Annotated in this window: 26 protein-coding genes and 1 tRNA gene; 17 read left to right on the forward strand and 10 right to left on the reverse strand. The window is 66.4% G+C overall.

Translation table 11 applies throughout. The features are described 5' to 3' along the window. Window positions 1-75 precede the first annotated feature (75 nt). The 6 genes from MF609_RS13945 (at window position 76) to nusG (ending at window position 4,460) form a co-directional block, all read left to right on the forward strand. A complete protein-coding gene (locus MF609_RS13945) occupies window positions 76-1,830 on the forward strand; it encodes a fatty acyl-AMP ligase (protein ID WP_242416902.1) in 1,755 nt (584 codons plus the stop codon). A gap of 88 nt (window positions 1,831-1,918) precedes the next feature. Then, a tRNA-Trp gene (locus tag MF609_RS13950) sits at window positions 1,919-1,994 on the forward strand. Between the two features lie 49 nt (window positions 1,995-2,043). Continuing rightward, a complete protein-coding gene (locus MF609_RS13955) occupies window positions 2,044-2,622 on the forward strand; it encodes a YqaA family protein (RefSeq protein ID WP_242416903.1) in 579 nt (192 codons plus the stop codon). Between the two features lie 99 nt (window positions 2,623-2,721). Next, window positions 2,722-3,366 (forward strand): outer membrane beta-barrel protein, encoded by a 645-nt coding sequence (locus tag MF609_RS13960; protein ID WP_242416904.1) that lies wholly within the window; start codon window positions 2,722-2,724, stop codon window positions 3,364-3,366. A 322-nt stretch (window positions 3,367-3,688) separates the two neighbouring features. After that, a complete protein-coding gene (gene secE, locus MF609_RS13965) occupies window positions 3,689-3,886 on the forward strand; it encodes a preprotein translocase subunit SecE (RefSeq protein ID WP_242417080.1) in 198 nt (65 codons plus the stop codon). A 34-nt stretch (window positions 3,887-3,920) separates the two neighbouring features. Next, a complete protein-coding gene (gene nusG / locus MF609_RS13970) occupies window positions 3,921-4,460 on the forward strand; it encodes a transcription termination/antitermination protein NusG (RefSeq protein ID WP_055759843.1) in 540 nt (179 codons plus the stop codon). 168 nt (window positions 4,461-4,628) lie between these two features. On the opposite strand, the gene MF609_RS13975 is transcribed toward nusG, so the two are convergent. Together MF609_RS13975 and MF609_RS13980 are read right to left on the reverse strand one after the other, a co-directional pair. Then, window positions 4,629-5,489 (reverse strand): hypothetical protein, encoded by an 861-nt coding sequence (locus MF609_RS13975; RefSeq protein WP_242416905.1) that lies wholly within the window; start codon window positions 5,487-5,489, stop codon window positions 4,629-4,631. A 121-nt stretch (window positions 5,490-5,610) separates the two neighbouring features. Then, window positions 5,611-6,432 carry a hypothetical protein gene (locus MF609_RS13980; protein ID WP_242416906.1) on the reverse strand — a complete coding sequence of 274 codons (822 nt, stop codon included), beginning with the start codon at window positions 6,430-6,432 and terminating at the stop codon, window positions 5,611-5,613. Window positions 6,433-6,587: 155 nt separating this feature from the next. Between MF609_RS13980 and rplK the strand changes: the two genes are divergently transcribed. Together rplK and rplA are read left to right on the forward strand one after the other, a co-directional pair. Continuing rightward, window positions 6,588-7,019, forward strand: a complete 432-nt coding sequence (gene rplK / locus MF609_RS13985; RefSeq protein WP_242116154.1) for a 50S ribosomal protein L11 — start codon at window positions 6,588-6,590, stop codon at window positions 7,017-7,019. A gap of 4 nt (window positions 7,020-7,023) precedes the next feature. Next, complete coding sequence (gene rplA / locus MF609_RS13990) at window positions 7,024-7,722, forward strand: 50S ribosomal protein L1 (protein ID WP_242416907.1); 699 nt, start codon at window positions 7,024-7,026, stop codon at window positions 7,720-7,722. 233 nt (window positions 7,723-7,955) lie between these two features. Here the strand turns inward: rplA and MF609_RS13995 are convergent, their stop codons facing one another. Genes MF609_RS13995 through MF609_RS14005 form a run of 3 tightly spaced genes read right to left on the reverse strand, consistent with a single transcriptional unit; the run spans window position 7,956 to window position 11,380 of the window. Further along, the gene (locus tag MF609_RS13995; RefSeq protein WP_242416908.1) at window positions 7,956-8,450 is read right to left on the reverse strand and encodes a nucleoside deaminase; all 495 of its coding nucleotides are present in this window, start codon (window positions 8,448-8,450) and stop codon (window positions 7,956-7,958) included. A gap of 45 nt (window positions 8,451-8,495) precedes the next feature. Next, window positions 8,496-9,485, reverse strand: coding sequence for a polysaccharide deacetylase family protein (locus MF609_RS14000; RefSeq protein ID WP_242416909.1), 990 nt, complete (start codon window positions 9,483-9,485; stop codon window positions 8,496-8,498). Continuing rightward, complete coding sequence (locus tag MF609_RS14005; RefSeq protein WP_242416910.1) at window positions 9,482-11,380, reverse strand: sensor histidine kinase; 1,899 nt, start codon at window positions 11,378-11,380, stop codon at window positions 9,482-9,484. Before MF609_RS14005 ends, MF609_RS14000 begins: the two co-directional genes overlap by 4 nt. 178 nt (window positions 11,381-11,558) lie before the next feature. Between MF609_RS14005 and MF609_RS14010 the strand changes: the two genes are divergently transcribed. After that, window positions 11,559-12,029: an Lrp/AsnC family transcriptional regulator gene (locus MF609_RS14010; RefSeq protein WP_066693198.1), complete on the forward strand. Its 471-nt coding sequence runs from the start codon at window positions 11,559-11,561 to the stop codon at window positions 12,027-12,029. 918 nt (window positions 12,030-12,947) lie between these two features. Here the strand turns inward: MF609_RS14010 and MF609_RS14015 are convergent. Continuing rightward, window positions 12,948-14,252: a tetratricopeptide repeat protein gene (locus MF609_RS14015; RefSeq protein ID WP_242416911.1), complete on the reverse strand. Its 1,305-nt coding sequence runs from the start codon at window positions 14,250-14,252 to the stop codon at window positions 12,948-12,950. A gap of 264 nt (window positions 14,253-14,516) precedes the next feature. Between MF609_RS14015 and yaaA the strand changes: the two genes are divergently transcribed. Beyond that, a complete protein-coding gene (yaaA, locus tag MF609_RS14020; protein ID WP_242416912.1) occupies window positions 14,517-15,269 on the forward strand; it encodes a peroxide stress protein YaaA in 753 nt (250 codons plus the stop codon). A gap of 187 nt (window positions 15,270-15,456) precedes the next feature. On the opposite strand, the gene MF609_RS14025 is transcribed toward yaaA, so the two are convergent. The 3 genes from MF609_RS14025 to MF609_RS14035 all read right to left on the reverse strand — a co-directional run bounded on the left by MF609_RS14025 (window position 15,457) and on the right by MF609_RS14035 (window position 17,534). Next, the gene (locus MF609_RS14025) at window positions 15,457-15,645 is read right to left on the reverse strand and encodes a hypothetical protein (RefSeq protein ID WP_242416913.1); all 189 of its coding nucleotides are present in this window, start codon (window positions 15,643-15,645) and stop codon (window positions 15,457-15,459) included. Then, a complete protein-coding gene (locus tag MF609_RS14030) occupies window positions 15,635-15,841 on the reverse strand; it encodes a hypothetical protein (RefSeq protein WP_242416914.1) in 207 nt (68 codons plus the stop codon). Before MF609_RS14030 ends, MF609_RS14025 begins: the two co-directional genes overlap by 11 nt. 85 nt (window positions 15,842-15,926) lie before the next feature. Then, window positions 15,927-17,534, reverse strand: a complete 1,608-nt coding sequence (locus MF609_RS14035) for a phosphoenolpyruvate carboxykinase (RefSeq protein WP_242416915.1) — start codon at window positions 17,532-17,534, stop codon at window positions 15,927-15,929. Between the two features lie 350 nt (window positions 17,535-17,884). Between MF609_RS14035 and MF609_RS14040 the strand changes: the two genes are divergently transcribed. The 7 genes from MF609_RS14040 to MF609_RS19995 all read left to right on the forward strand — a co-directional run bounded on the left by MF609_RS14040 (window position 17,885) and on the right by MF609_RS19995 (window position 23,815). Beyond that, a complete protein-coding gene (locus tag MF609_RS14040; RefSeq protein WP_242416916.1) occupies window positions 17,885-18,595 on the forward strand; it encodes a response regulator transcription factor in 711 nt (236 codons plus the stop codon). Between the two features lie 166 nt (window positions 18,596-18,761). Continuing rightward, on the forward strand, window positions 18,762-20,333 hold the full coding sequence (locus tag MF609_RS14045; protein WP_242416917.1) for a sensor histidine kinase: 1,572 nt from the start codon (window positions 18,762-18,764) through the stop codon (window positions 20,331-20,333). Further along, window positions 20,330-20,752, forward strand: a complete 423-nt coding sequence (locus MF609_RS14050; protein ID WP_242416918.1) for an HPr kinase/phosphorylase — start codon at window positions 20,330-20,332, stop codon at window positions 20,750-20,752. The genes MF609_RS14045 and MF609_RS14050 overlap by 4 nt, the downstream gene beginning before the upstream one ends. Further along, entirely contained in the window at window positions 20,752-21,642 is an 891-nt protein-coding gene (gene rapZ, locus MF609_RS14055) for an RNase adapter RapZ (protein ID WP_242416919.1), read from the forward strand. The genes MF609_RS14050 and rapZ overlap by 1 nt, the downstream gene beginning before the upstream one ends. Before the next feature lie 23 nt (window positions 21,643-21,665). Then, entirely contained in the window at window positions 21,666-22,073 is a 408-nt protein-coding gene (locus MF609_RS14060) for a PTS sugar transporter subunit IIA (protein WP_055761511.1), read from the forward strand. Beyond that, window positions 22,070-22,339: an HPr family phosphocarrier protein gene (locus MF609_RS14065; protein WP_242416920.1), complete on the forward strand. Its 270-nt coding sequence runs from the start codon at window positions 22,070-22,072 to the stop codon at window positions 22,337-22,339. Before MF609_RS14060 ends, MF609_RS14065 begins: the two co-directional genes overlap by 4 nt. Before the next feature lie 219 nt (window positions 22,340-22,558). Then, entirely contained in the window at window positions 22,559-23,815 is a 1,257-nt protein-coding gene (locus tag MF609_RS19995) for a helix-turn-helix domain-containing protein (protein WP_336944712.1), read from the forward strand. Here MF609_RS19995 and MF609_RS14080 read toward each other — a convergent pair. Further along, complete coding sequence (locus MF609_RS14080) at window positions 23,779-25,002, reverse strand: SAM-dependent methyltransferase (protein ID WP_242416922.1); 1,224 nt, start codon at window positions 25,000-25,002, stop codon at window positions 23,779-23,781. The genes MF609_RS19995 and MF609_RS14080 overlap by 37 nt on opposite strands.

The following is a 25,002-nucleotide window of genomic DNA, read 5'->3' on the forward strand; positions in this document are numbered from 1 at the left end:
CGCGGCCCTTTGCCGCTATGGCGACATGCTTCGAACGCCGCGTATCGCGCGAACGGGCCTGAGAGTTGGACAAGAATGACGACGAATCTTGAAGATAGTGTTGCAGTTTCGCCGGAAGCGACGCCGACCGTGGACGCGTTGCCGCGCCGCTTCGCCGACTTCGCGACGCTGGGCGACGCGATGGACTATGCGGCGCAGGGCACGCGCGGGCTGAACTTCCACGACGCGCGCGGCACGCTCAAGCGCCCCTACCCGTTCCGTGAAATGCGCGAGGATGCGCTGCAACAGGCCTATCGCCTGATCGCGAAGGGCGTGCGCCCGAACGACCGCATCGCGCTGATTGCCGAGACGGGGCCGGAATTCGCGGCGCTGTTCTTCGGCGTCGTCTATGCCGGCGCATGGCCGGTGCCGCTGCCGCTGCCCACCTCGTTCGGCGGGCGCGAGGCCTATGTCGAACAGCTGCGCGTCCAGCTGGCGAGCTGCGATCCGAAGACGTTGTTCTACCCGGCCGAACTGGAAGCGATGGCGGGTGAGGCCGCGCGGATCGCCGGCGTCGAAGGCATTGACTGGGAAAGCTTTTCGGCGGCAGACGCCCCCGAGGTCGAGTTGCCCAAGGCGTCGACGGACGACATCTGCTACCTGCAGTATAGCAGCGGATCGACCCGCTTTCCCCATGGTACCGAGATTACCCATGCGGCCTTGCTGAACAACCTGTCGGCGCACAGCCATGGGATGCAGCTGGTCGAGCAGGATCGCTGCATTTCGTGGCTGCCCTGGTATCACGACATGGGGCTGGTCGGCTGCTTCCTGTCGGTCGTCGCCAACCAGGTATCGACCGACTATCTGAAAACAGAGGATTTTGCCCGCCGTCCGCTGGCGTGGCTCGACCTCATCACCCGCAACGCCGGCAATTCGATTTCCTACTCGCCGACCTTCGGCTACGACATTTGCGCGCGGCGCATGTCGAGCCAGACCAAGGCGGCGGACCGGTTCGACCTGTCGCGCTGGCGCCTTGCCGGCAATGGCGCGGACATGATCCGGCCCGACGTGATGCAGTCGTTCGTCGACGCCTTCGCCGATGCCGGGTTCAAGGCATCGGCGTTCCTGCCGTCCTATGGCCTTGCCGAGGCGACGCTGGCGGTGGCGATCATGCCGCCGGGCGAAGGGATCATCGTCGAACTGGTTGAAGAAACCGAACTTTCCGGCGGCACCGGCCGCGCCGACCGACCGCAGCGGTATCGCGCGATCGTCAATTGCGGGAAGCCGGTGAAGGACATGGCGGTCGAAATCCGCGAGGAGGACGGCACCCCCCTGCCCGAGCGCGCGATCGGAAAGGTCTGGTGCAAGGGGCCGTCGTTGATGAGCGGCTATTTCCGTGATCCGGAAGCGACCGCGGCGTGCATGGTCGACGGGTGGCTGGACACCGGGGACATGGGCTATCTGTCTGACGGATATGTATATATCGTCGGTCGGGCCAAGGACATGATCATCGTCAACGGCAAGAATCACTGGCCGCAGGACATTGAATGGGCGGTCGAGCAGCTGCCCGGGTTCAAGGCCGGCGATATTGCCGCCTTCGCGATCACCACGCCCGGCGGCGAGGAAACGCCCGCCGTGCTGGTGCAGTGCCGCGCGTCGGACGAGGGTGAGCGCCAGCGGCTGCGCGAGGAAATTCGCGAGCGGGTACGGTCGGTTACCGGCATGAACTGCGTCATCGAACTGGTCCCGCCGCGCACCCTGCCCCGCACGTCGTCGGGCAAGCTCAGCCGGGCCAAGGCGCGCAAATTGTACCTCGAGGGCGAGATCAAGCCCTACGCCATCGCGGCCTGATTTTTCGCTTTCCTACAGCGCCGCGCTTCCCTATCCCGGATTTGGCCTTGCCCTTCCGGTTCGACCGGGATAGAGGCCGCGTCCGCACACGAGTGTAGCTCAGCTGGTAGAGCATCGGTCTCCAAAACCGAGGGCCGGGGGTTCGAATCCCTCCACTCGTGCCAGCGCGCCGCCGCGCCGATCCCCGCAACCGATGGACTGGATTCGACGACGATGTTTCGCGCGCTGTACGACTGGACGCTCCGCCTCGCCAATCATCGCCATGCGGTGCGCAGCCTGGCTGTCGTGTCGTTCTGCGAAAGCTCGTTCTTTCCGATCCCGCCCGATGTCGTGCTGGTGCCGGTCATCCTGCAGCATCGCAGCCGCGCGTATCAGATCGCGGCGATCTGCACGATCGCGTCGGTGCTGGGCGGCATGGTCGGCTATGCCATCGGCTATTTCCTGTGGGACACGGTCGGCGCGTGGGTCATCAACCTGTACGGGTTGGAGGACAAGGCGGCGAAGTTCCAGGCGGGCTTCGCCGAATATGGCGCGGCGATCATCCTGCTGAAAGGATTGACGCCGATCCCGTTCAAGCTGGTCACGATCGCGTCGGGCCTCGCCAAGTTCAACTTCGCGCTGTTCGTCCTCACCGCGACGATCACCCGCGCGTTCCGTTTCTTCCTGATCGCGTTCCTGCTCAAGAAATATGGCGCACCGGTGCAGGAGTTCATCGAGAAGCGGCTGACGCTGATCGGCATCCTGCTGGTCGTGGCGCTGGTCGGCGGCTTCGCGGCGATCAGCTTGTTGTAACCATTTCGGATACGATTCCGGAAATCGTAACCGGCACGAAACGACTGATCGGCCATCAGCCTCCCCCGACGCGGCAGTCGCGTCCAAGGGGGGACTGACATGAAATTGACGATAGTCGCGGCGATCGCGGCATTGACGGGTGCGACGCCGGCGTTCGCGCAGGACAAGCCGTTCGATCCCTATGGCACCGGCGACGAGGTCACGTATCGCGACGCGATGACCGGGTTCCGGGTCGAGGTGCAGGGCGGGTATGACCGGCTGGAGGTCAACAGCGTCGAGGGCGACACCAAATATTATGATGGCGCCGACGGCATCCGCTATGGCGGCGAGATCGGGTATGACGTCGCGATCGGCAGCCGGGTGCTGCTGGGCGCCTATGCGGGCTATGCCGGGACGACGACCAAAAGATGCGACGATGTCGGGCTGTCGATCGAGGTGTGCCAGCGGGCGAAGGGTGAGCTGGGCGGCGGCGTCCGGCTGGGGGTGAAGGTCGGGGAGCAGGCACAACTCTATGGCAAGGTCGGCTATGCGTCGATGCCGCTGGAATTCGCGTTCGGCGTCGACAAGACCACCGAAACCTATGCCGGCATGAATTTCGGGCTGGGTGGCGAGTTCGGGGTCGGCCGCGGGGCATATGTGAAGGCCGAACTGGTCGCGACCAACTTCCGGACGAAGGACCGGATCTACGAGGGGCTGAACTTCGACCGGCGTCATGCGGTGGCCGGGTTCGGCTATCGGTTCTGACCGGCGCGGATCGCGCTGCAGGCAGCCGTCCGGGGCGTCGGGCGACTCGTGCCGCGTACTATCACGAGGAGACTCCCGCCTTTGCCGGGATGACGTTCGGGGCGGAGCGGGTCGAGGCGACCTGCGCCAGGCGGCGGCGCGTGTCGCGGGTGGTGGGAGCGGCTGCGCGGCCCCTGCCCCCCGCGCGCTTGCTTCCCGCTCGCGCAGTCGCTAGATACCATGCCCAATCCGACAGCGTGGATGGGCCGCGCCGGTTCCCAACAGGGACCGGACGGGGCCTTGTGTCCGGCGGTCGGTCGAACCGATAATGAAGGTCATGCACGTGGCGAAAGTTACCCCCGTCGAATTCATGCGGCAGGTCCGGGCCGAAACCGCCAAGGTGGCGTGGCCGACCCGCAAGGAAACGGTGATGACCGCGGTGATGGTCGTCATCATGACCTCGCTGCTGGCGATCTTCTTCCTCGGCGTGGATTCGGCGTTCGACGCGATCGTCAAGGGCCTGCTGAAGCTCGCCCAGTAACCCACGCCTTCCCGAAATAGCTTTAAGGACAACCATGTCGCGCTGGTACATCATTCACGCCTATTCCGGGTTCGAGGGCAAGGTCCGCGATTCGATCCTGTCCGAAGCGACGCGCCTCGGCCTCGACCACGCCGTCGAGGCGATCGAGGTCCCGACCGAGAATGTGACCGAAGTCCGTCGCGGCAAGAAGGTGCAGTCCGAGCGCAAGTTCATGCCCGGTTACGTGCTGGCGAAGCTTGACCTGAGCGACCAGGTCTACCACCTCGTCAAGAACACGCCGAAGGTCACCGGCTTCCTGGGATCGTCGGGCAAGCCGCAGGCGATCAGCGAGGCGGAAGCCACGCGGATGCTGAACAGCAAGGAAGAGGCCGCCGCCTCGCCCACCAAGCAGAAGATCAAGGTCGATTTCGAGATCGGCGATTCGGTCAAGGTGCTGGACGGCCCGTTCGCGAGCTTCAACGGCGTGGTCGAGGAACTGGACTTCGACAAGTCGAAGGTGAAGGTCAGCGTGTCGATCTTCGGACGCGCGACCCCGGTCGAACTGGATTTCGAGCAAGTGGAACGAAGCAAGTAAGGCGAATGCCTGACTTGCTGTCCGCACGCAGTTAGCGAACGCTAACTGCGAGACGGCGGACACCGGCCGGCGGGTGCAACCCGACCGACGTTAGCGGCGTAGGGCGAAGGCCCTGCGCCGTTTTTGTTTAAAAGCGATTGGCCATTTAGCGTGGCTTGAACCCATCTTTTATCGGTATTCGCTTACTTTTCGACGGCGTTCACCGGGCATGGCATGATCCATACGTACAAAGAAACTGGCATCATTATAACTTAATATGTATGGCTTCACAGGCTTAATACCCAATATATCGCCTAGCTCTTCAGGGCTTACTACCCGAGCTTTTAATGATTTTAGAGGCTCTTTTTTTGACAGAGTTTTACATGCTTTTAGCAATGAACGATCCGAAGTCAAAAAATAACCCAATCCGTAATGTTCTGCCGTACGGATATGCCACGCATCTTGGCTACATTTCTCTCCGAGCTGCTGCTTCAAAAGATCATACAATCTTTTGAACAACATATCATCTGATTGTCTTAAACGATTACGCTGCTGATCCTGCAAAGAAGGCAGCTTCATCCAACTTGGCCCGATCATCGAAAAAACCCAACCATCGATCGGTTTGATTTCTAAGCCCTGAAATAGCGAATAATCGACGTAACCATACCCCCGATATCGTCCTACTGGCTGCCGAAATTTTTCTTCTTCTAATTCAGCAGACTGGAAGAATTTTATTGCCCCGGACCTAGCTAAATGAGTTAAGCTTACAAGGTAGCTAGCCTGCCTATGACGCTCGGAATTATTTTTTCGGCCATACACCGGAACGCGCGCAACATATCCCCCACGACTATGCTTAATCCATTTACCTTCATGAGTGACAGCTAGATCTAAAACAGTGTTATCGACGAGTATGGTGGCTATCTCTTTCCCCGCTGCATCCTTTCTCGTTTTGTGAGTAGCGTACTGTAAAAGCGCGCGAGCAATCAGGGGAATAAGCTTGAACCGGAGGCGCTCGGGAAGCGCAAGGAAGCGTCTATAACAGTGAAACACGACACCCCCGATAATCAGAATAACCTAATGCATCACGTTAAAGGATTTTTGCATCGAGTCTAACGCGATTACCGGAGCTTGATTCTCAAGATGCAAAACTCGATGGTTTTTCCTTTGCCCCTCACCCCTTCCTGAGCGCAATCTCCAACGCCACCTCCCACCCGCCCGGCTCCCACTGCGTCCGCCGCCCACCCCGCCGCCACTCCAACTGCGCGTACTCCACCATCCGCATCTCTTCCTCGGCCAGCAGCAACCCGGCGCGATAGTCCTTCGCCTTGCGCTCGATAAACGCGGCGTTGCTCTCGCCGCGCTTCGGCGCGAGGTCGGGTTCGGCCAGCCCTTTCGCCCGGCGGTCGTTCCACGCGATCATCTGCATCGCCTGCGCTGCGGTCATCGCCGGGATCGGCGGGGGATCGTTATGGCGCCAATGGTCGTGGACATTGGCTTCGGGCAGCGAGCTTTCGAGCAGCGCCGCCTCCAGCCGTTCGGAACCGACCGCCAGCGCGACGCGCATTTCGCGGGCGAAGCCGGGGTTGTTGCGCGCGCGGGCGTAGAAGCTGGAATGGGCGAAGCCGGCGGCGGCTGCCGAGAGGCGGACATTGGCGGTGGCGCTCAAGGCGGCGAGGAAGCGTTGTTCGGCGTCGCGGTCGATGGTGCGGGTCTTGGAGACGCGCAGTTGCAGGCGGCCTTTCGAACGGACGACGCGCGCCGGCCCTTCCGTCTGATCGGGTTTGGCGAGGCGGGCGGCGGCTAGGGTCAGGGCGGCCTCCCAGCGCTGGGCGAAGTCGGGGTCGGCGTTCCTCCGCTTGGTGAGCATCGAGCGGTTGAGGCCGGTTATGCGGCCGGCGTCGCGGGCGTTGCCGGTGCGTTCGAGTTGGCTAAGGAAGGCGGCGTTCTGCAGCGCCTGCTTGCGGCTGTACGGGCGGGGCTTGCGGTCGGGCATGGTGCGTACCGGATCAGGCGGAATCCTACATTGCAAGGGGGGCCGGTTTGCGCTAAGCGCGCCGCTTCCCAAACGACAGTTTTGGAAACCATGGCGGGAGGCCGGTCCGACAGGGCCGCGCCGCACGAACCGCTAAACTTGAAAGAGAGTGAACCATGGCCAAGAAGATTACCGGCTATATCAAGCTGCAGGTGCCGGCGGGCGAAGCCAAGCCGTCGCCGCCGATCGGCCCGGCGCTGGGTCAGCGCGGCGTGAACATCATGGAATTCTGCAAGGCGTTCAACGCGCAGACCGGCGATGCTCCCAAGGGCACCCCGCTGCCGACGATCATCACCGTCTATGCCGACCGTTCGTTCAGCTTCGAGACGAAGACGCCGCCGGCGACCTACCTCATCAAGCAGGCGATCAACCTGAAGTCGGGTTCGAAGGAACCGGGCAAGGTGAAGGCCGGCAGCATCAAGCGTTCGCAGCTGAGCGAAATCGCCACGATGAAGATGAAGGATCTGAACGCCAACGACATCGACGCGGCGACGAAGATCATCGAAGGTTCGGCCCGCGCGATGGGCCTCGAAGTGGTGGAGGGTTAAGACTGTGGCCAAGCTGACCAAGAAGGCGAAGACCCTCGCCGCTGCCGTCGATGCGCAGAAGCTGTACGGCGTTGACGAAGCCATTGCGCTCGCCAAGACCCATGCGACCGCCAAGTTCGACGAGACGATCGAAGTCGCGCTGAACCTGGGCGTCGATCCGCGTCACGCCGACCAGATGGTCCGTGGCGTCGTGACCCTGCCCAAGGGCACCGGCAAGACCGTGCGCGTCGGCGTGTTCGCCCGCGGCGCGAAGGCCGAGGAAGCCACGGCGGCGGGTGCCGATGTCGTCGGCGCCGAGGACCTGATGGACGCGATCCAGGGCGGCAAGATCGACTTCGATCGCTGCATCGCGACCCCGGACATGATGGGCCTGGTCGGTCGTCTCGGCAAGATCCTGGGTCCGAAGGGCCTGATGCCGAACCCGAAGCTGGGCACGGTCACCATGAACGTCGCGGCTGCGGTCGAAGCGGCCAAGGGCGGCCAGGTGGAATATCGCGTCGAAAAGGCCGGCATCATCCATTCGGGCATCGGCAAGGCGTCGTTCTCGGCCGCCGACCTGCGCGAAAACTTCGACGCACTGGTCGATGCGGTGGTGAAGGCCAAGCCGTCGGGCGCCAAGGGCAAGTATGTCCGCAAGGTTGCGGTCAGCTCGTCGATGGGCCCGGGGATTAAAGTTGACACCACGGAAGTGGCTGGCGCGTAAGCCCGAGCCGCACCGCGTTAGCGCAAGCTAAGGCGGAGACGGCGACAGGCCGGCCGGCGGGGGCGTAGCACCCGACCGACGACGCGGGATTTACTCCCGCGTCGGCCGACAAACAGAACAGGGGGTCGGAGGCTTCGTGCTTCCGGCCCCTTTTCTTTGGCGGCGGCAGAAGAGGAAGCGGGACCCCGGGTCAAGCCCGGGGCGACGGTTGGGGGAGCGCGGCGCCCTCCCCCTCAGATATTGCCCTGTTCCTCCTCCGGCACGTCGTCGTCGGGGCCGTAATAGAGCGCGGCGCATTCGTCGCGCAGGCAGCCCCCTTCGATCACGATGTCGTCGCGGTACGCGTCGGTGATGAAGCTGAGCGTGTCGATGTGGCGGTCCTCGAAATACATCCGGTGCACGTCGTCGCGGCCGGCGCCGTAGACGACGCGGGCGACCTTCGACCAGATCGAGGCCATGGTGCACATGCCGCAGGGCTGGAGCGTGGAATAGAGCGTCGCGCCGCGCAGCTCCATGTCGCGCTCGCTCTCGCAGGCGCGGCGGATCGCCATCATCTCGGCGTGCGCGGTGGCGTCGGGCAGTTCCTGGGTCTGGTTCGGTTCGGCGGACAGGACGCGGCCGTCCCGGACGATGATCGACCCGAGCGGGGAACAGGATGGGTCGTCGCCCTTGGTCCGGGCGATGGCGATCGCCTGTCGCATCCAGTGTTCGTCTTGGGGGGTGAGCATCGGCAATTCCCTTCGCGCGGCTGAACGCGCCGGGGCCGAGAAGGATCAGGTGGCGGCGGCGAGGATGTCGTCGCTCGACGCTGCGCCCACGCCCAGCCGCGCGAGCAGGCCCAGCACCGCATCCCACCACGCCCAGAAGGCGGCGAGATCGGCGGCGTCGCGGACATAGGGGGTGTGGCCGGGGACGAGGCTGGGCGAGTGATAGGCGAAGTTGAGGACGCGGGCCCCCTCCCCCACGGCCACGCGGATCGCCTCCAGCACGTCGGCGAGCGGCATGTCCTCCGGCGTCAGCGCGACGCGGTGGAGCAGGCCGGTGCGCGCGAGGATGCCCCGCCCGCGAGGGATCCGGCCGGCGGCGCGGTAGAGCGCTGCCCCACCGCGCCGCAACCGTCCGGTGAAGACGGTGGTCAGCGGCAGTTCGACGATGGTGCCGTCGGGACCGGTGCGAAAGGCGTGGTTGGCGATGGCGCGATAGTCCGGCCCGCCCTGCGCGCCATAATCATAGCGGGCGCGCATCGAGCTATCGAGGGCATAGCCGCGTTCCGCCAGCAGCTTGAGCGTGTTGGGGCCGAGACCGTAGCGGCCGGCGCGGTAGACGGTCGGGCGGGTGCCGGCGAGCGCGGTCAGCGCATCGGTCAGGCGGTCGAGCTTGGCGGCCTCCAGCGCCTTGGGCAGATTGCCCGCGAAGCTGCTGTGGGCCGACAGGGCTTCGTCGAACGGCGGGTTGACCCAGGGGTGGAGCTGCGCGCCGATGGTCGCATCGCCCTGCGCCAGCACCGCGCGCAGGGCGTCGATCGCGGCGGGATCGGTCGCGACCGGATAGTCGACCAGATAGCAGCTGCGCACGCCCAACCCCGCCATGCGGGCATGGGCGTCGGGCAAGGCGGCGGTGGTCGCCACGCTCCACCCGTCATGGCTGAAGGGGGCGTTCCAGTCGAACTCCTCCTCGGTATCGACGAAGACGGCGAAGCGCGTGCCGAACCCGTCGCGCCAGACGACCGGCCGGCCATCGGCGGGCCGAAACGGCGGGCTCACCGCTGTTGCGCCTGCCCGACCTCCACCGCGTCCGCCGCCGGCAGGCGCAGCGTCAGCGTGGCGGTGCCGAAGACGAGCGTGCCGCCCAGCTCGCTGGCGAGATTGCGGGCGAGGCGCAGCGCAAAGCCGGTGCCGAGCAGCGACTGGTCGCCTTCGTCATCGTCCACGTCGAACACGCTGTCGCCCGGCCATGCATCGAGCGCTGCCGGCCGGTCGAGGACGATCGCGACATGGCCATCGCCCTCCAGCCCCATGCGGACATAGATCGATTCCTCCGCCTCGCCCGCCGACACCAGCGTCGCGAGCAGGCGGGCGAGCAGGCGTTCGACCGCGCGGCGGTCGCCGGTCACCGACAGGTCGGTCGGCTCGATCTCCAGCAACGTGCCCCGCAGGTCGCACAGCGAGGCGAGGTCGGCGGCGATCATGTCCAGCACCGGGCGCAGCGCCACGCTGTCGGCGCGCAGGTCGAGCGCGTCGCCGTCGATGCGGGCGGCGAGGTCGAGATCGTCGATGACGGCGACCAGATCGCGCGAATGGTTGAGGATCGCCCCGGCGCGGTCGCGATAGACCGGGGGGACGGGGCCGAGCAGCTGAGCCTCGATCATCTCGGCAAAGCCGGCGATCGCGCCTGCCGGGGTGCGCAGTTCGTGGACCAGCTGGCGCAGCTGGGCGACGCCGGCGTCGCGCGTGGCGACCGGTTCGGCGCGCTCATCGCGGCGCGGACGGCGGGCGGTGCCGCGATAGCCGGTGAAGCGGCCGGTCGCATGGTCGAAGGCCGGCACGCCCGACACGCACCATTCGCCCGCCGCATCGCTGTCGCCGCCGATGACGAGGCGCGCGTCGCGGAACGGGCTGCGCTGGCGGAGCGCACCGGCCGCCACGCCGTCGAAGCGCGCGGTTCCCGGGGCTGCGCCGAAATCGAGCGACAGCCCGACCAACGGTGCGCGGCTGACCCCTTCGACCCAGCGGATCAGGCCGGCGGCATCGGTTTCGAAGCGGAAGCTGTCCTGCGTACCGGGCAGCGGCGGTGGGGGCGGCGCGACGTCCTGCGTGCGTTCGAACGCCTCGATCCGGGCCATGACGTCGACGATGCGGAACGGGCCGGCGGGGTCGGCGGCGGGGGCAAAGAGATCGGCCTGGGGCGAGACGGGGGCGGGTTTACCGGATACGTCCTGGCCATCCGCCACGCGCGTCACCCCAGCGGAGGCTGGGGTTGCTGCGGGGCGGGCGTCGTCCGCTTGCGGCGGGAGACCCCAGCCTTCGCTGGGGTGACGCGTGGGGGGGAGTTCGATTTCTGGGTCCGCCTGCGTCGTCGGCGTCGGCTCGGCAGCCTTCGTCACAGGCGTCACCCCAGCGGAGGCTGGGGTCTCTGTGGGGCTGGCGTCGTCCGATTGCGGCGGGAAACCCCGGCCTTCGCTGGGGTGACGTTGTTGGCTGGCGGATGCGGAGACATCGCCTTCGCCGCGGTCGTCGCCCAGCACCAGGTCGGTGCTGCCGAAACTGTCGAGCGCGCGTTGCACTTCGGGGTCGAGGTCGCGGCGATTGCGGACGACGCCGCGGGCGGCCGAGCCGAGGCGCGGGAGCAGCGCGAGCCATTCGCCGACCGACAGGGTGGCGCTGCGCAGCACCGGCACCGCCGCCTCGATCACGTCGGTCGCCAGCAGGTCGACCAGCACGGCGGGCGGGCGGGCATATTCGAGGTCGCGGGCGCTGGCGACGCGGACGGTGCGCGGCACGCCGTCGCGCAGTTCGTGGAGCAGCGCGATGGCGCGGGGATCGGGGGCCGAGCGGCCGCGCCCGATCAGGTCGACCAGCTGCCGCCACGCCGACGCGCGCGCGCCCTCGCCCGTCAAATCGGAGGCCAGAACCGTTTCGAGGCTGTCGTCGAAGCGCACCGCATTCCCGTCACTCGCACCCGCGCAAATCCGGGGTGCCCACGACCCTTAACGCCGCGACCGTTAATACGGAACTGCCCATTTTCGGTACGTCGCAATGTGGGACAATTGCGCTTCCGCGTAATTTTATAATGCTGTAGGCAGGGCAATCATTCGAACCCTATCACGGAACTCTTTCATGGCTTTCGATCGTATCGACCGGCAAATCCTCGCCCTGTTGCAGGAGGACGGACGGATGACGAACGTCGAATTGGCCGAACGCGTCGGGCTGACCGCCCCGCCTTGCCTGCGCCGCGTACGGGCGCTGGAAGAGGCCGGCGCGATCCGCGGCTATCATGCCGCGCTCGACCCCCGGCTGCTGGGCTTCACGATCACGGTCTTCGCGCTGGTCAGCCTGAAGAGCCAGGCGGGCAGCGACCTGGCCGCGTTCGAGGAGCATATCGCGACGATCCCCGAGGTGCGCGAATGCCATATGCTGAACGGCGAGATCGACTTCATCCTGAAAATCGTCGCGGCGGACCTCGAATCCTTCCAGTCGATGCTGACGACGCAGCTGATTACCGCGCCCAATGTGGCGAGCGTGAAGACGTCGCCGACGGTCCGCACGTCGAAGGCGTTGCCGGGGATTCCGGTTTCCGCCGGGGAGTGATGGGGGGGACGCGTTGCCCTTCGCTACATTTCCTCACTCCGTTTGCTTCGAGCGGAGGTTGAGCCTGTCGGGAAGGGGTTGCCCCAAACGGAGAGTTCTCGACGGACGCTTCTCGACAGGCTCGAAGCTGCTCGAACCGAACGGGGTGGTTGAGTGTGGGGATGAAGCTTTCCTCTCCCATCCTCCATATCAAACTCCGTTTGCTTCGAGCGCAGGTTCGAGCCTGTCGAGAACCGTAGTCGAGAAGGGACTGCCCCAAGCGAACGGGTTCTCGACGGGCGCTTCTCGACAAGCTCGAAGCTGCTCGAACCGAACGGGGGTGGTTGGATGTGGGCGTGTGGCTTTCCTTTCCCGTGCCCCATATCAAACCCCGTTTGCTTCGATCGAAGGGTCGAGCCTGCCGAGAACCGTAGTCGAGAAGGGACTGCCCCAAGCGAACGGGTTCTCGACGGGCGCTTCTCGACAGGCTCGAAGCTGCTCGAACCGAACGGGGTGGTTGAGTGTGGGGATGAAGCCTTCCTCTCCCATCCTCCATATCAAACTCCGTTTGCTTCGAGCGCAGGTTCGAGCCTGTCGAGAACCGTAGTCGAGAAGGGACTGCCCCAAGCGAACGGGTTCTCGACGGGCGCTTCTCGACAAGCTCGAAGCTGCTCGAACCGAACGGGGGTGGTTGGATGTGGGCGTGTGGCTTTCCGTTCCCATCCCCATATCAAACTCCGTTTGCTTCGAGCGAAGGGGCGAGCCTGTCGAGAACCGTAGTCGAGAAGGGACTGCCCCAAGCGAACGGGTTCTCGACGGGCGCTTCTCGACAAGCTCGAAGCTGCTCGAACCGAACGGATCTGGTGCGGCGGGTTGCCCGAAACGAAAACGGCCCGGACCATCGCTGGTCCGGGCCGCTTCGCGTATTCGATTACCCGATCAGTTGTTGCCGACCGCCGGGGTCGAGGCGACGATGCGGGGATTGTCGACGTAGAAGGTCCAGAAGCTGGCGATCTCGGCACGCGGGCCGCTCTTCGTGACCTTGGCCAGCGCCGCCTTCGCTTCCGCCGCCTGGCCGGCACGGGCATGGGCGATGCCGATGCGGGTGTTGGCCTCGTCGGCGTCGATCCCGCCCTTTTGCAGCGCGAGATTGTACAGCTCGACCGCCTTGGCATTGTTGCCGGTCGCCAGATAGACGTTGCCCGCCGCCAGCGCCGCACGGCCGTTCGGGCCGGACTTTGCACGGGTTTCGAGCGCCGCTGCCGAACCGTCGGCCTTGATCTGGGTCTGGGCCGTCGTGCGGACGGTGTTGAAGATCGACGCCGAGGCCGGGATCTTGCCCGACGCGCGGCCTTCGTCGATCACCGCGACGGTTTCATAGGGCAGGCCGATGTCCTGCGTCGTCTGCGCATAGTCGCGATAGTCGTTCTGGTCGGCCAGCGACTTGGTGTCGCGCATCAGGCGCAGAATGTCGACGCGGGCCTGATTGCCAAGCGTCGCGCCCTTGTTGTCGGCGCGGTCGCGGAACAGCGCCAGCACGGTGCGCCAGTTCGCCTGGGTCGGATATTCGGCCAGCTTGCGGCGCGCCCACTGCCCCGCCTCGACCGGACGGTTCGAGCGATAGAGCTGCGAAATGGCGAGGTCGTACCACCCCGGCGGCACCGGCTGACCGGCGGCCTTGCGCGCGGCCATCACCTTTTCGAGGCTGGCGAGACCCTGATCGACCTGACCCTTCTGGATCGCGATGCTGGCGAGGCGCAGTTCGAGGTCGGGCTCGTTATAGCCGGCCTGCTTGGCGCGTTCGAAATTCTGCACCGCGACATCGGTCTGCTTGGTGTCGAGCGCGAGGACGCCGCGGTTGTAATAGAGACTGCCGCGCTCTTCCGGCTTCAGCTTCGGGCTGGCGAGCAGTTCGTCGATCGCGGCGGCGAGTGCGGGGCGGTCGTTCTTCGCCTGCGCGTTCGACACCTTCAGCTGGGCGAGGAAATAGGCCTCGTCCTGGTTGCCGGCGGTCGCGGCAGCCTGCATCGCGGCGATCTGCTGATCGGCGACGGCGAAGTTCTTTGCCTTGATCGCGGCGTCGGCGGCGAGCGCGGCGGTACGGAACGCTTCGCCGACCTGAATCTGCGGTGCGGCGGGCGCTTCGTCCTTCTTCTTGCGCTGGGCATCGGCCGGCGCGGCGACGGCCAGGGTCGCACCCATGCCGAGCAGGGCAGCCAGGGCAGCCTTGGAAACGAACGTCATGCCGTGATTTCTCCCGAAAACTGATGCTGGACGTGAGCGCCCGGCAGGCGCGGCCCATCTAGGTCGAACCATGCGTCCGCACAAGCGCGGCCACGTAACGTTGCATTGCCGGACGAGCGCTGAACGCGCGTTGAACGGTTCGGGTCCCTTTGGGCGATCCGGCAGGACCGGATCGAGGCGGCACCGGGCCGGTGCCGCGTCCGCGCAAGCGGGCCAAACGAACCCCCTTTGACGTGTCCGGTTCGGGCCGATAGGCGGCGGGCGATGATCGCGATCCTGTCCCCCGCCAAGACGCTCGACTATGCGAGCACGCTGCCCGACCTGACGTGGAGCGCGCCGCGCTTTCCCGACGAATCCGGGCAGATCGCGCGCGGTGCGGCGCGGCTGGGCGCGGCGAAGCTGGCCAGCCTGATGCGGATTTCGCCCAAGCTCGCCGAGTTGAATGCCGGGCGGTATCGCGACTTTGCGGATGCGGAGGAGCGGCCGGCACTGCTGGCGTTCGCGGGCGACGTCTATGCCGGATTCGACGCGAAGTCGCTGGAGGTCGCGCAGTTCGATTTCGCGCAGGACCATGTCCGCATCCTGTCGGGGCTGTACGGGCTGCTGCGGCCGCTGGATGCGATTCGGCCCTATCGGCTGGAGATGGGCACGCGCTGGGCGCCGGGGCGGGCCAAGGACCTCTATGCGTTCTGGGGAGACCGGATCGCGGCGTTGCTGGCGGAGGATGTACGAGCGAGCGGGTCGGACGTCGTGCTGAACCTTGCCAGCCAGGAATATTGGCACGCGGTGGCGGGCAAGCTGCCGGGCGATGTGCGGGTGATCGAGGTCGATTTCCGTGAGAACGGGCCGGACGGCCCACGCTTCGTCAGCTTCCACGCCAAGCGCGCGCGGGGGATGATGGCGCGGTGGATGTGCGAGCACCGGGTGACCGATGTGGCGGCGATGCAGGGGTTCGACAGCGACGGCTATCGGTTCGCGGGGGCCGAAGGGGATCGGTGGATGTTCGTTCGGGGGTGAAGGGGGTTTCGATCCCTTTCCGTTTCCAACCAGACCCGTTTAGTTCGAGCAGCTTCGAGCCTGTCGAGAAGCGTCTGTCGAGAACGCCACGTTCGGGGCAACCCCTTCTCGACTTCGGTTCTCGACAGGCTCGAACCTCCGCTCGAAGCAAACGGGCCGGTCGGGGGGAAGGTTGAGGCGGTCCTGCTCAGGAAAACACCGCGATGATCCCGGCGATCACCGACGACCCCGCCAGCGGGCCGACGAACATCACCAGCAGGAACAGCCCGATGCTACCGAGCATCACCCGCTCCTGAGGCCGGGTCAGGCGCGCGGGCGGTCGGGGCGGTTCATAGCCGTCGGGCGGCGGGGGCCAGGCGTTGGCGTCATAGAACATCGCGCTTCTCCCGATCCCGAACGGGCAATCGCGCAGCGACGACGATCGCCGCGCTCGACAACAGGATCGACGATACCAGCGCACCGATCGACAGCAAACCCGCGGGCGTGACGTCGACTCCTGCCCTTAGGCGCAGCTTGCGTCCGGCGCGGAGCGTCAGGCGGGCGGATTGCGGCTGGTGAAACGGCTGGGGCATCCGGCGACAACGCAGCGGGTCGCTTCGCTATCCCCGGACGGAAAAGGCGCCCCCGGTACGTGCCGGGGGCGCTCCCTCTCCTGACTCAGGCCGGTTCGGCGACGCGGGGGGCGGCATCGCGCACCCCGGCGTCGACCGCATCGGCGAACTGCGCGAAATTGGCGGTGAACAGGTCGACCAGCTTGGTGGCGGTACGGTCATAGGCTTCGCCGTCTGCCCAGGTGCTGCGCGGGTCGAGGATCGCGGCGTCGACGCCCGGCACCGCCACCGGCACCTGGAACCCGAAATAGGGGTCGGTGCGGAATTCGGCATCGTTCAACGATCCGTCGAGCGCGGCGTTGAGCAGGGCGCGCGTCGCCTTGATCGGCATCCGGCGCCCCTCGCCATATTGGCCGCCGGTCCAGCCGGTATTGACCAGCCAGCACGCGACATTGCCCTTCGCAATCCGCTCCTTCAGCAGGTTGCCATAGACCGAAGGGTGGCGCGGCATGAACGGCGCGCCGAAACAGGTCGAGAAGACCGGCTCCGGCTCGGTCACGCCGATCTCGGTCCCGGCCACCTTCGACGTATAGCCCGACAGGAAGTGGTACATCGCCTGATCGGGCGTCAGCCGCGCGATCGGGGGTAGGATGCCGAAGGCGTCGGCGGTCAGCATCACGACGTTGCTCGGCACCGGCCCCATATTGTCGGCCGAGGCATTGGGGATGAAGTCGATCGGATAGGCCGCGCGCGAATTTTCGGCGAGGCTGGGATCGTCGAGGTCGAGGACGCGGCTATCCGGGTCCATCACGACATTTTCGAGGACCGTGCCGAAGCGCTTGGTCGTCGCGAAGATTTCCGGCTCGGCCTCTGCCGACAGGCGGATCATCTTGGCATAGCAGCCGCCTTCGAAATTGAAGACCGCCGTGTCGGACCAGCCATGTTCGTCGTCGCCGATCAGCGTGCGGCTGGCATCGGCCGACAGGGTCGTCTTGCCGGTGCCCGACAGGCCGAAGAACACCGCCGTATCGCCCTTCGGCCCGATATTGGCCGAGCAGTGCATCGGCATGGTGCCGGTTTCGGGCAACAGGAAGTTCAGCAGGCCGAACACCGACTTCTTCATTTCGCCGGCATATTGCGTGCCGCCGATCAGGATGAGCTTTTCAGTCATGCTGACGGCGATCACCGTCTCGCTGCGGCAGCCATGGCGCGTCGGATCGGCGCGGAAGTTCGGCAGGTCGATGATGGTGAAGTCGGGGACGAAGCCCGCCAGATCGGCGTTCTCAGGGCGGACCAGCATCGTGCGGATGAAGAGGTTGTGCCATGCCAGCGTGTTGATGACGCGCACCTTCACCCGGTGTTCGGGCTGCGATCCGCCGAACAGGTCCTGCACGAACAGGTTCGGTTCGTTGACCAGTTCGGCGAGGAAATCGGCCTTCAGCGTGGCGAAATGCGCCGGGTCCATCGCGCGGTTGGTCTTGCCCCACCACACGGTGTCCTCGGTAATCGCGTCGCGGACCATGAACTTGTCCTGCGGGCTGCGGCCGGTGTGGCGACCGGTCGTGACGACCAGCGGGCCGTCCTTGGCCAGCCGCCCCTCCCCACGCGCGACCGCCAGTTCGACCAGCTGCGGCGTGCGCAGGTTCCAATGCACCTCCGCGCCGGTTTCGATACCCATTGCCGACAGGTCGTGTTCGGGCGTGACGATCGCCATGGCTATATTCTCCCTCGAATCCCGACTCGCGGACGGTGGTTCCGCCTCGCGATTTCCCGTTCGTGTAAGCGGCACGACCCGCGCCGTCAAACACGTTAAACAACATTATCGCCGACATGTTTTCCGCCTGCGCCCAATGGGTTAAGCTGATAATTATATGATATATGGGTCGCTCGTCGTCCTGGGCCGGACCAGGGAAGACGAAGAAGCGGGACCCCCGATCAAGTCCGCGGTGACGATTGGTCGGGTGTCCCGCGTCAGAACGAATGTCGCCCGCCCCCGGCGCGGACCATTGAGCGCAAGCGCCGTTTCCCCTAGTCGTGGGCGGTGATGCAGATGGACCTTGAGGCATGACCGCGACGATTGCGCTGGTCGATGACGACCGTAACATCCTGACGTCGGTGTCGATCGCGCTGCAGACCGAAGGCTTCGTCACGCGGGTCTATTCGGACGGCGAGGTCGCGTTGAAGGCTTTTGCCGAGAATCCGCCCGACCTGGCGGTGCTCGACATCAAGATGCCGCGAATGGACGGTCTCGAACTGCTGCGGCGGTTGCGGGAGAAGAGCCGGTTGCCGGTGATCTTCCTGACCAGCAAGGACGACGAGCTGGACGAGGCGCTGGGCCTCGCGATGGGCGCGGACGACTATATCGCCAAGCCGTTTTCGCAGCGGCTGCTGATCGCGCGCATCCGCGCCATCCTGCGCCGCGCCGAACCGCCCCAGCCGGGCGAGCCGGGCAGCGCCGAGGGCGGTGCGCAGGCGGTGCTGGAACGCGGACGCCTCGCCATGGACCCGGCGCGGCACAAGGTGACGTGGAACGGCGAGAATGTCGTGCTGACCGTGACCGAGTTCCTGATCCTCGAAACGCTCGCCAGCCGCCCCGGCATCGTCAAGACGCGCAACCAGTTGATGGACGCCGCCTATCAGGACGACATCTATGTCGACGACCGCACGATCGACAGCCATATCAAGCGGTTGCGCCGCAAGTTCCGGCAGGTCGACAAGGATTTCGACGCGATCGAGACGCTGTATGGCGCGGGGTACCGGTTCGCGGACGAATAGGGTGGCTGAGGACGGTCGGCATTCGGTCCGGCGGGCAGGTAAAACGGTATCGTACCCCGGCGAAGGCCGGGGTCCAGTTGGGGAACGTCGGTGATGGGATCGCTACGTGCCGTAACTGGACCCCGGCCTTCGCCGGGGTACGGCATGGGCAAATGCAGGGATGGCAATGCCCCCCGCTGACATCCCCGAGGACCCGCCCGCCGACGAAGGTGCCCTCTCGCTCCGCTGGTCCGGGCGGGTGTCGCTGACACCGCGCATCCTGTTCGTGAACATCTTTGCGCTCGCGCTGCTGGCGGGCGGGTTCTTCTATCTCGACAGCTATCGCGCGCGGATCGTCGACGGGCGGGTGGCGCAGGCGGAGCGCGAGGTGCGGCTGATCGCCGAGGCGCTGTCGCTGCTGCCCCCCGACGACCGCACCGACGAGATGGTCAATTTCGCGCGCAAGTCGGGGCTGCGCCTGCGCATCTACGACCGGCGCGGGCGGCTGGTCGCCGACAGCCGCCAACTGGGCGTGCGCAATTTCCAGCTGGTCGACCCCGACAAGGACGGGTGGCAGCAGGATGCCGCGCGCGCGCTCGACGCCGGGATCGACACGGTGGTCGGCAACGAACGCGACCCGCTATACCGCGAACGTGCGCCCGGACGGGGCCTGCGCTGGCCCGATGTGGTGACGGTGCGCACCACCGGCGCGACCGCCGCGACGGTGTGGCGCGCGCCGGACCGGACGCCGGTGGTCACCGCCGCAGCGCCGCTGCCCGAGGACCGGGTGCTGATGGCGACGGTCAATGCACGCGACATCACCTCGACCGTGCGCACCGAACGCGCGCGGCTGAGCCTGGTGCTGGCGGTCGCGTTCCTGCTGTCGGTGCTGCTGTCGTTGTTCCTTGCGCGCACCATCGTCCGGCCGATGCGGATGCTGGCGCGCGCCGCGATCCGGGTGCGCCTCGGCCGCGCGCGCGAGGTCGTCGTGCCGCGCCTGCCCAGCCGCCGCGACGAGATCGGGATGCTGGCGCGTGCGCTATCGGACATGACCAGTACGCTGCGCAGCCGGATCGATGCGACCGAGGCGTTCGCTGCCGACGTGACGCACGAGCTGAAGAACCCGCTCGCCTCGCTGCGGTCCGCCGTCGACGGACTGGGCGCGGTCAGGGACCCGGCGTTGCAGGCGCAGCTGCTGGCGATCGTGCAGGACGATGTCCACCGGCTCGACCGGCTGATTACCGATATTTCCGACGCGTCGCGGCTGGATGCGCAGCTGGCGCGGGCGAAGTTCGAGAGCGTCGACCTGGTCGCGCTGATCGGCGCGCTGGTCGCCTATCGCAACGATCGTGGCGTGGAGCGCGGCGTCATGCTGCGCTTCGAGCCGGACGAGCCGTTGGTGGTCAGCGGCGAAGGCGCGCGGCTGGAGCGGGTGTTCGCCAACCTGATCGACAATGCCATCTCCTTCTCGCCACCCGGCGGCACGGTGCGGATCGCCGGGACCAACGATGGCGACCTGGTCGAGATCGAGGTGGTCGATGACGGCCCCGGCGTGCCCCCGGAACAACGCGAGGCGGTGTTCCGCCGGTTCCATTCGGTGCGACCGGGCGATGAGGCTTTCGGACGACATTCGGGCCTTGGCCTTGCCATCGCGCGGACCATCGTCGAAGGGCATGGCGGTATGATCGCCGCCGAATCACGCAGGGACCAACGCGAAGGCGCCCGCTTCGTCGTGCAGCTGCCGGTGGCCGGCGCATGAGCGACGACCCTCCGCAACCCGTCCATGCCTCGTGCGTCGCGATCGGCGGGCGGGGCGTGCTGATCGCCGGGCCGTCGGGGGCAGGCAAATCCGACCTGACGCTGCGGCTGATCGATGCGGGGGCGATGCTGGTCAGCGACGACTATACCGTGCTGACCGCCCGCGACGGCGTGCTCCGTGCAGCGCCGCCCGCGACCATTGCCGGGCGGATCGAGGTGCGCGGTATCGGCATCGTCGAACGCCCCTTCACCCGCGACGTACCCGTCGCGCTGTGGGTCGAGGCCGGCACGCCCGAGCGGATGCCCGAGGCGATGACCCATGTCGTCGCGGGCATCGCCCTGCCCGCCTATACGCTCGCCTTGCTGGAGGCATCGGCCCCGGCCCGTATCCACCTCATGCTCGACAGGATCGCCCGATAATGCATCATGCTTCCATCCTGCTGGTCACCGGCATGTCCGGCGCGGGGAAATCGACGGTGTTGAAGACGCTGGAGGACAGCGGCTGGGACATTGTCGACAATCTGCCGCTGCGGCTGCTGGGCAATCTCATCGCCGCAAGCCCGGCCGATGCCGACCGGCCGCTGGCGATCGGCATTGGCACGCGCACGCGCGGCTTCGACGCCGAACAGATCGTCGCGGCGATCCGCGCCCGGCCCGACTTCGGGGTCAGCGTGCTGTTCCTCGACAGCAGCCAGGCCGAACTGGAGCGCCGCTATAACGAGACGCGGCGGCGGCATCCGCTGGCGCTCGACCGCACCGCCGCCGACGGGATCGAGAGCGAGCGCGAGGTGCTCGAACCGCTGCGCGCCTTCGCCAACCGGCTGCTCGACACCACCAATTTCAGCCGCAACGACCTGGCGCAATGGACGCGCGAGACCTTTGCCGACCCGGACAGCAGCGAGCCGGTGCTGTCGGTGCTGTCGTTCGGCTTTTCGCGCGGGGTGCCCCGCAACGCCGATATCGTGCTGGACATGCGGTTCCTGCGCAATCCGCACTGGGACCCGGTGTTGCGGCCGGGCACCGGCCTCGACGCCGATGTCGCCGCCTATGTCCGGGCCGACCCCGCCTATGACGCGGCGATCGCGTCGTTCCAGACGATGCTGCTGACCCTCCTCCCCCGCTATCGTGCGGAGGGGAAATCCTATGTCACCATCGCCTTCGGCTGTACCGGCGGGCGGCACCGGTCGGTGCATGTCGCCGAACGGATGGGCGCATGGTTGCGTGAAACCGGTTTTTCGCCCACGATACACCATCGCGACCTCGGCACCGCGCCGCAGGATTCGCTGGAAGGCGCACGACAGGCGCCATGACGGATGTAGGAACGACGACGAACATGATCGGCCTGGTTTTGGTGACGCACGGACGTCTTGCCGAGGAGTTCGTCGTGGCGATGGAGCATGTCGTGGGTCCGCAGGAGCGGATCGGTACGGTCTGCATCGGTCCCGAGGACGATATGGAGGAACGCCGCGCCGATATCGCGAAGGCGATCGCCGATGTCGATGCGGGACAGGGTGTGATCGTACTGACCGACCTGTTCGGCGGCACGCCCAGCAACCTTGCCATCTCACTGATGGAAACGGGCCGCATCGAGGTGATCGCCGGCATCAACCTGCCGATGCTGATCCGGCTCGGCGGTGCGCGGAAAGCGATGAAGGTCGCCGAAGCGGTGGCCGCCGCGCGCGAGGCGGGGCGCAAATATATCTCGGTCGCGAGCGAGGTTCTGGGAGAAGCAGCCGCATGACGACCTCGCGCACCGTCCAGATCACCAACCGCCGCGGGCTGCACGCGCGGGCCAGCGCGAAATTCGTGACGATGGCCGCCGCCGCCCCGATCGAGGTCAGCGTCGAAAAGGACGGATCGCGCGTGACCGGCACGTCGATCATGGGCCTGATGATGCTGGGCGCGGCCAAGGGCGACCATATCACGATCAGCGCGTCGGGCGATGGCGCCGAGGCGGTGGTGGGGCAGCTGTGCCAGCTGGTCGAGGATCGTTTCGGCGAGGATTGAGGAGCCGGGGGGCGTGGATCGCCCCCTCCCCGTCGTCACGCCAGCCCCACGCGTCATCCCAGCGAAGGCTGGGATCTCCCGGTTATAGCGCGAGGCAGGAGCCGCTTGAGGCCCCAGCCTGCGCTGGGGCGACGTTCGCTTCGGGTTTGACGGGCCGTCGTACCCGTCCCAAATTTTTAGGGGTGTTCCCTCCCCCGGCACGGCCATAGGCCGAACCCCATGACCATGCCGACCAAGGCCGCCCTCGACGCCCTGACCGAAAAGGAAAAGCAGACGCTACGCCTGATCGTGCGCGGGCATGATGCGAAGTCGGTCGCGGTGACGCTCGGCCTGTCGGTCCATACCATCAACGAACGGCTGCGCGATGCGCGGCGCAAGCTGGCCGTATCGAGCAGTCGCGAGGCGGCGCGGCTGTTGCTGGCGGCGGAGGGCACCCCCGAAAATCTGGGGGACAAAAGAACCGGGGAGGACTCGGCGGCCGTGGCGAACGATGTCGAGGCCGCGCCGGATGGCGGCGCGGCACCGGCGCGTCGCCGGCTGCCGGTTCTGACCGGAGTGTTGCTGATGACCCTCGCCCTCGGCCTGCTGGCCCTGACCCTGCTGCCCGGCACGACCCCTGCCCCGCAGCCCGCGACCACGGTGCCGGCCACCCCCGCCGCCGATGCGGCGCGCGCCTTCCTCGAACTGGTCGACCAGCAGCGCTGGAGCGACAGCTATGACCGGTTCGGCGCGGCGTTCCGCAAGCTGAACAGCGAGGCGGTGTGGGCCGAGGTGTCGCAGCGCGTGCGCCCACCGCTGGGCGCGGTGGTGTCGCGTTCGCTGATCGGGCAGGAAACCATTCCCGTGCCCCCCCGCCGGCGTCGAAATGCTGAAGTTCCGCACCCGCTTCGCAACCGGCGGCGAGAAGGTCGAGACGGTGACGCTCGATCAGGAAGCTGGCGACTGGAAGGTCGTCGGGGTGACCATCGAATAGCCGGGCCTGGTCCAGCGCGGCGGCCAGCCATCAAAGTCGACCGCCGCGCGGATCGTGTCGCCGGCGGTCGCGAAGAAGACATAGCGCGGCGGATCGGGCCAGCCATGCCAGACGCGTTCGCGGACCGTCCATCGTTCGCCATCGACCTCGGCAACGGCGATCGTGTCGTCGCCGAAGCGGCCAAGGATGGGATGCGCTTCGATCGCCTTGCGCTCCGCGTCGGTTGGGACACACCACGCAACCACACGGCGACGCGCGCGGCGAAAACGGTACCAGAAGCGCAGGTCGTCGTGGAGGCTCTGCCCGAAGCCGTCGGGTTCAACCGGTGGTCGAGAACGTCGCGGAAGCCGGCCGAAGAGGCGCATGACCTATCGTGCCTTGCCCGGTTCCGAGCGACAAGCCCCGACGCCGGAACGGGAGAAGCGGGACCCCGGGTCAGGCCCGGGGTGACGACGGGGACGACAGCCTATCCCCGCAACCGCCGCTCCTCCTCCAGCATATAATCCCGCGTCAGCGGCAGCGCGAGGCGGTTGCGGGTCAGCTGGACCTGATAATTGACCATGCCGCCATGGCGGAACGCCGCCGCCGCGCCTGCCAGATAGAAGGTCCACATGCGGTAGAATTTCTCGTCGTACAGCGCGACGATGGCGTCCTTCGCCGCGACGGTGCGGTCGTACCAATGGTCGATGGTCAGCGCATAATGGACGCGCAGCACCTCGATATCGGTGGCGATCAGCTTCGTCCCTTCATAGCCGCGCACGATTTCCGACAGCGCCGGGTTGTAGCCGCCGGGGAAGATGTACTTGGTGGTGAAGGTATCGGTGACGCCGGGCACGCCCATGCGGCCGATGGTGTGGAGCAGCATCACGCCGTCGTCGGTGAGCAGTTCGCGGCACTTGCGGAAGAAGGTGCCATATTGCGGCGGGCCGACATGTTCGAACATGCCGACCGACACGATCCGGTCGAACCGGCCGGTGACGGCGCGGTAATCGATCAGTTCGAACTTCACCTTGTCGGCGACGCCGGCTTCCTCCGCGCGGCGGCGAGCGACCTTGATCTGCTCTTCGGATAGGGTGACGCCCAGCACCTCCGCGCCGGTCTTTTCATGCAGATACAGCGCCATCCCGCCCCAGCCGCAGCCGATGTCGAGCACGCGCATGCCGGGCTTCAGCGCGAGCTTGGCGGCGATATGCGCCTTCTTGTCGGCCTGCGCCTGTTCGAGGCCGTTGGCGGGATCGGTGAAATAGGCGCAGCTATATTGCAGGTCGGTATCGAGGAAGAGCGCGTAGAGCCGGTCGGACAGGTCGTAATGATGCGCCACGTTGCGCTTCGACCGACGGGCCATGTTGACCCGGTCGACCCGGTGGCGGACCGCATCGAACAGCCGGATCGGCAGCGACGGCGCGAGCGAACTGCCCCGGCCCCACGGAGTATTGGACGTCAGCAGCTCGACCAGATCGCGAATGTCGCCGCGGTCGATGACCAGGTCGCCGTCCATGAACGCCTCCGCCGCGCCGAGCGCCGGATGACGGACGATACGTCCGGCGACGCCGGAATGGGTGAAGCGGATCGCGACATCGGGAAAGGCGGGATCGGCAGTGCCGAAGGTGACGGTACGGCCATCGGCATGGGTCAGGGACAGCGTACCGCGGCGGACGGTTCGGGCGAGGAACGTATCGATCAGTGCCAT

This window comes from Sphingomonas panni, from assembly GCF_022664435.1.
GTDB classification, from domain to species: domain Bacteria; phylum Pseudomonadota; class Alphaproteobacteria; order Sphingomonadales; family Sphingomonadaceae; genus Sphingomonas; species Sphingomonas panni.

What these genes read in the sequence shown, in the direction of transcription:
- MF609_RS14060 (WP_055761511.1), top strand. Translation starts at nt 21,666, where the DNA reads ATGATCGGCCTGGTTTTGGTGACGCACGGACGTCTTGCCGAGGAGTTC.
- MF609_RS13955 (WP_242416903.1), top strand. Translation starts at nt 2,044, where the DNA reads ATGTTTCGCGCGCTGTACGACTGGACGCTCCGCCTCGCCAATCATCGC.
- MF609_RS13980 (WP_242416906.1), bottom strand. Translation starts at nt 6,432, where the DNA reads ATGCCCGACCGCAAGCCCCGCCCGTACAGCCGCAAGCAGGCGCTGCAG.
- MF609_RS14010 (WP_066693198.1), top strand. Translation starts at nt 11,559, where the DNA reads ATGGCTTTCGATCGTATCGACCGGCAAATCCTCGCCCTGTTGCAGGAG.
- MF609_RS14080 (WP_242416922.1), bottom strand. Translation starts at nt 25,002, where the DNA reads ATGGCACTGATCGATACGTTCCTCGCCCGAACCGTCCGCCGCGGTACG.
- MF609_RS14065 (WP_242416920.1), top strand. Translation starts at nt 22,070, where the DNA reads ATGACGACCTCGCGCACCGTCCAGATCACCAACCGCCGCGGGCTGCAC.
- MF609_RS14030 (WP_242416914.1), bottom strand. Translation starts at nt 15,841, where the DNA reads ATGCCCCAGCCGTTTCACCAGCCGCAATCCGCCCGCCTGACGCTCCGC.
- MF609_RS14050 (WP_242416918.1), top strand. Translation starts at nt 20,330, where the DNA reads ATGAGCGACGACCCTCCGCAACCCGTCCATGCCTCGTGCGTCGCGATC.
- MF609_RS14025 (WP_242416913.1), bottom strand. Translation starts at nt 15,645, where the DNA reads ATGTTCTATGACGCCAACGCCTGGCCCCCGCCGCCCGACGGCTATGAA.
- MF609_RS14015 (WP_242416911.1), bottom strand. Translation starts at nt 14,252, where the DNA reads ATGACGTTCGTTTCCAAGGCTGCCCTGGCTGCCCTGCTCGGCATGGGT.
- MF609_RS14045 (WP_242416917.1), top strand. Translation starts at nt 18,762, where the DNA reads ATGCCCCCCGCTGACATCCCCGAGGACCCGCCCGCCGACGAAGGTGCC.
- rplK (WP_242116154.1), top strand. Translation starts at nt 6,588, where the DNA reads ATGGCCAAGAAGATTACCGGCTATATCAAGCTGCAGGTGCCGGCGGGC.
- rapZ (WP_242416919.1), top strand. Translation starts at nt 20,752, where the DNA reads ATGCATCATGCTTCCATCCTGCTGGTCACCGGCATGTCCGGCGCGGGG.
- MF609_RS13995 (WP_242416908.1), bottom strand. Translation starts at nt 8,450, where the DNA reads ATGCTCACCCCCCAAGACGAACACTGGATGCGACAGGCGATCGCCATC.
- nusG (WP_055759843.1), top strand. Translation starts at nt 3,921, where the DNA reads ATGTCGCGCTGGTACATCATTCACGCCTATTCCGGGTTCGAGGGCAAG.
- MF609_RS14035 (WP_242416915.1), bottom strand. Translation starts at nt 17,534, where the DNA reads ATGGCGATCGTCACGCCCGAACACGACCTGTCGGCAATGGGTATCGAA.
- MF609_RS19995 (WP_336944712.1), top strand. Translation starts at nt 22,559, where the DNA reads ATGACCATGCCGACCAAGGCCGCCCTCGACGCCCTGACCGAAAAGGAA.
- yaaA (WP_242416912.1), top strand. Translation starts at nt 14,517, where the DNA reads ATGATCGCGATCCTGTCCCCCGCCAAGACGCTCGACTATGCGAGCACG.
- MF609_RS14040 (WP_242416916.1), top strand. Translation starts at nt 17,885, where the DNA reads ATGACCGCGACGATTGCGCTGGTCGATGACGACCGTAACATCCTGACG.
- MF609_RS13960 (WP_242416904.1), top strand. Translation starts at nt 2,722, where the DNA reads ATGAAATTGACGATAGTCGCGGCGATCGCGGCATTGACGGGTGCGACG.
- MF609_RS13945 (WP_242416902.1), top strand. Translation starts at nt 76, where the DNA reads ATGACGACGAATCTTGAAGATAGTGTTGCAGTTTCGCCGGAAGCGACG.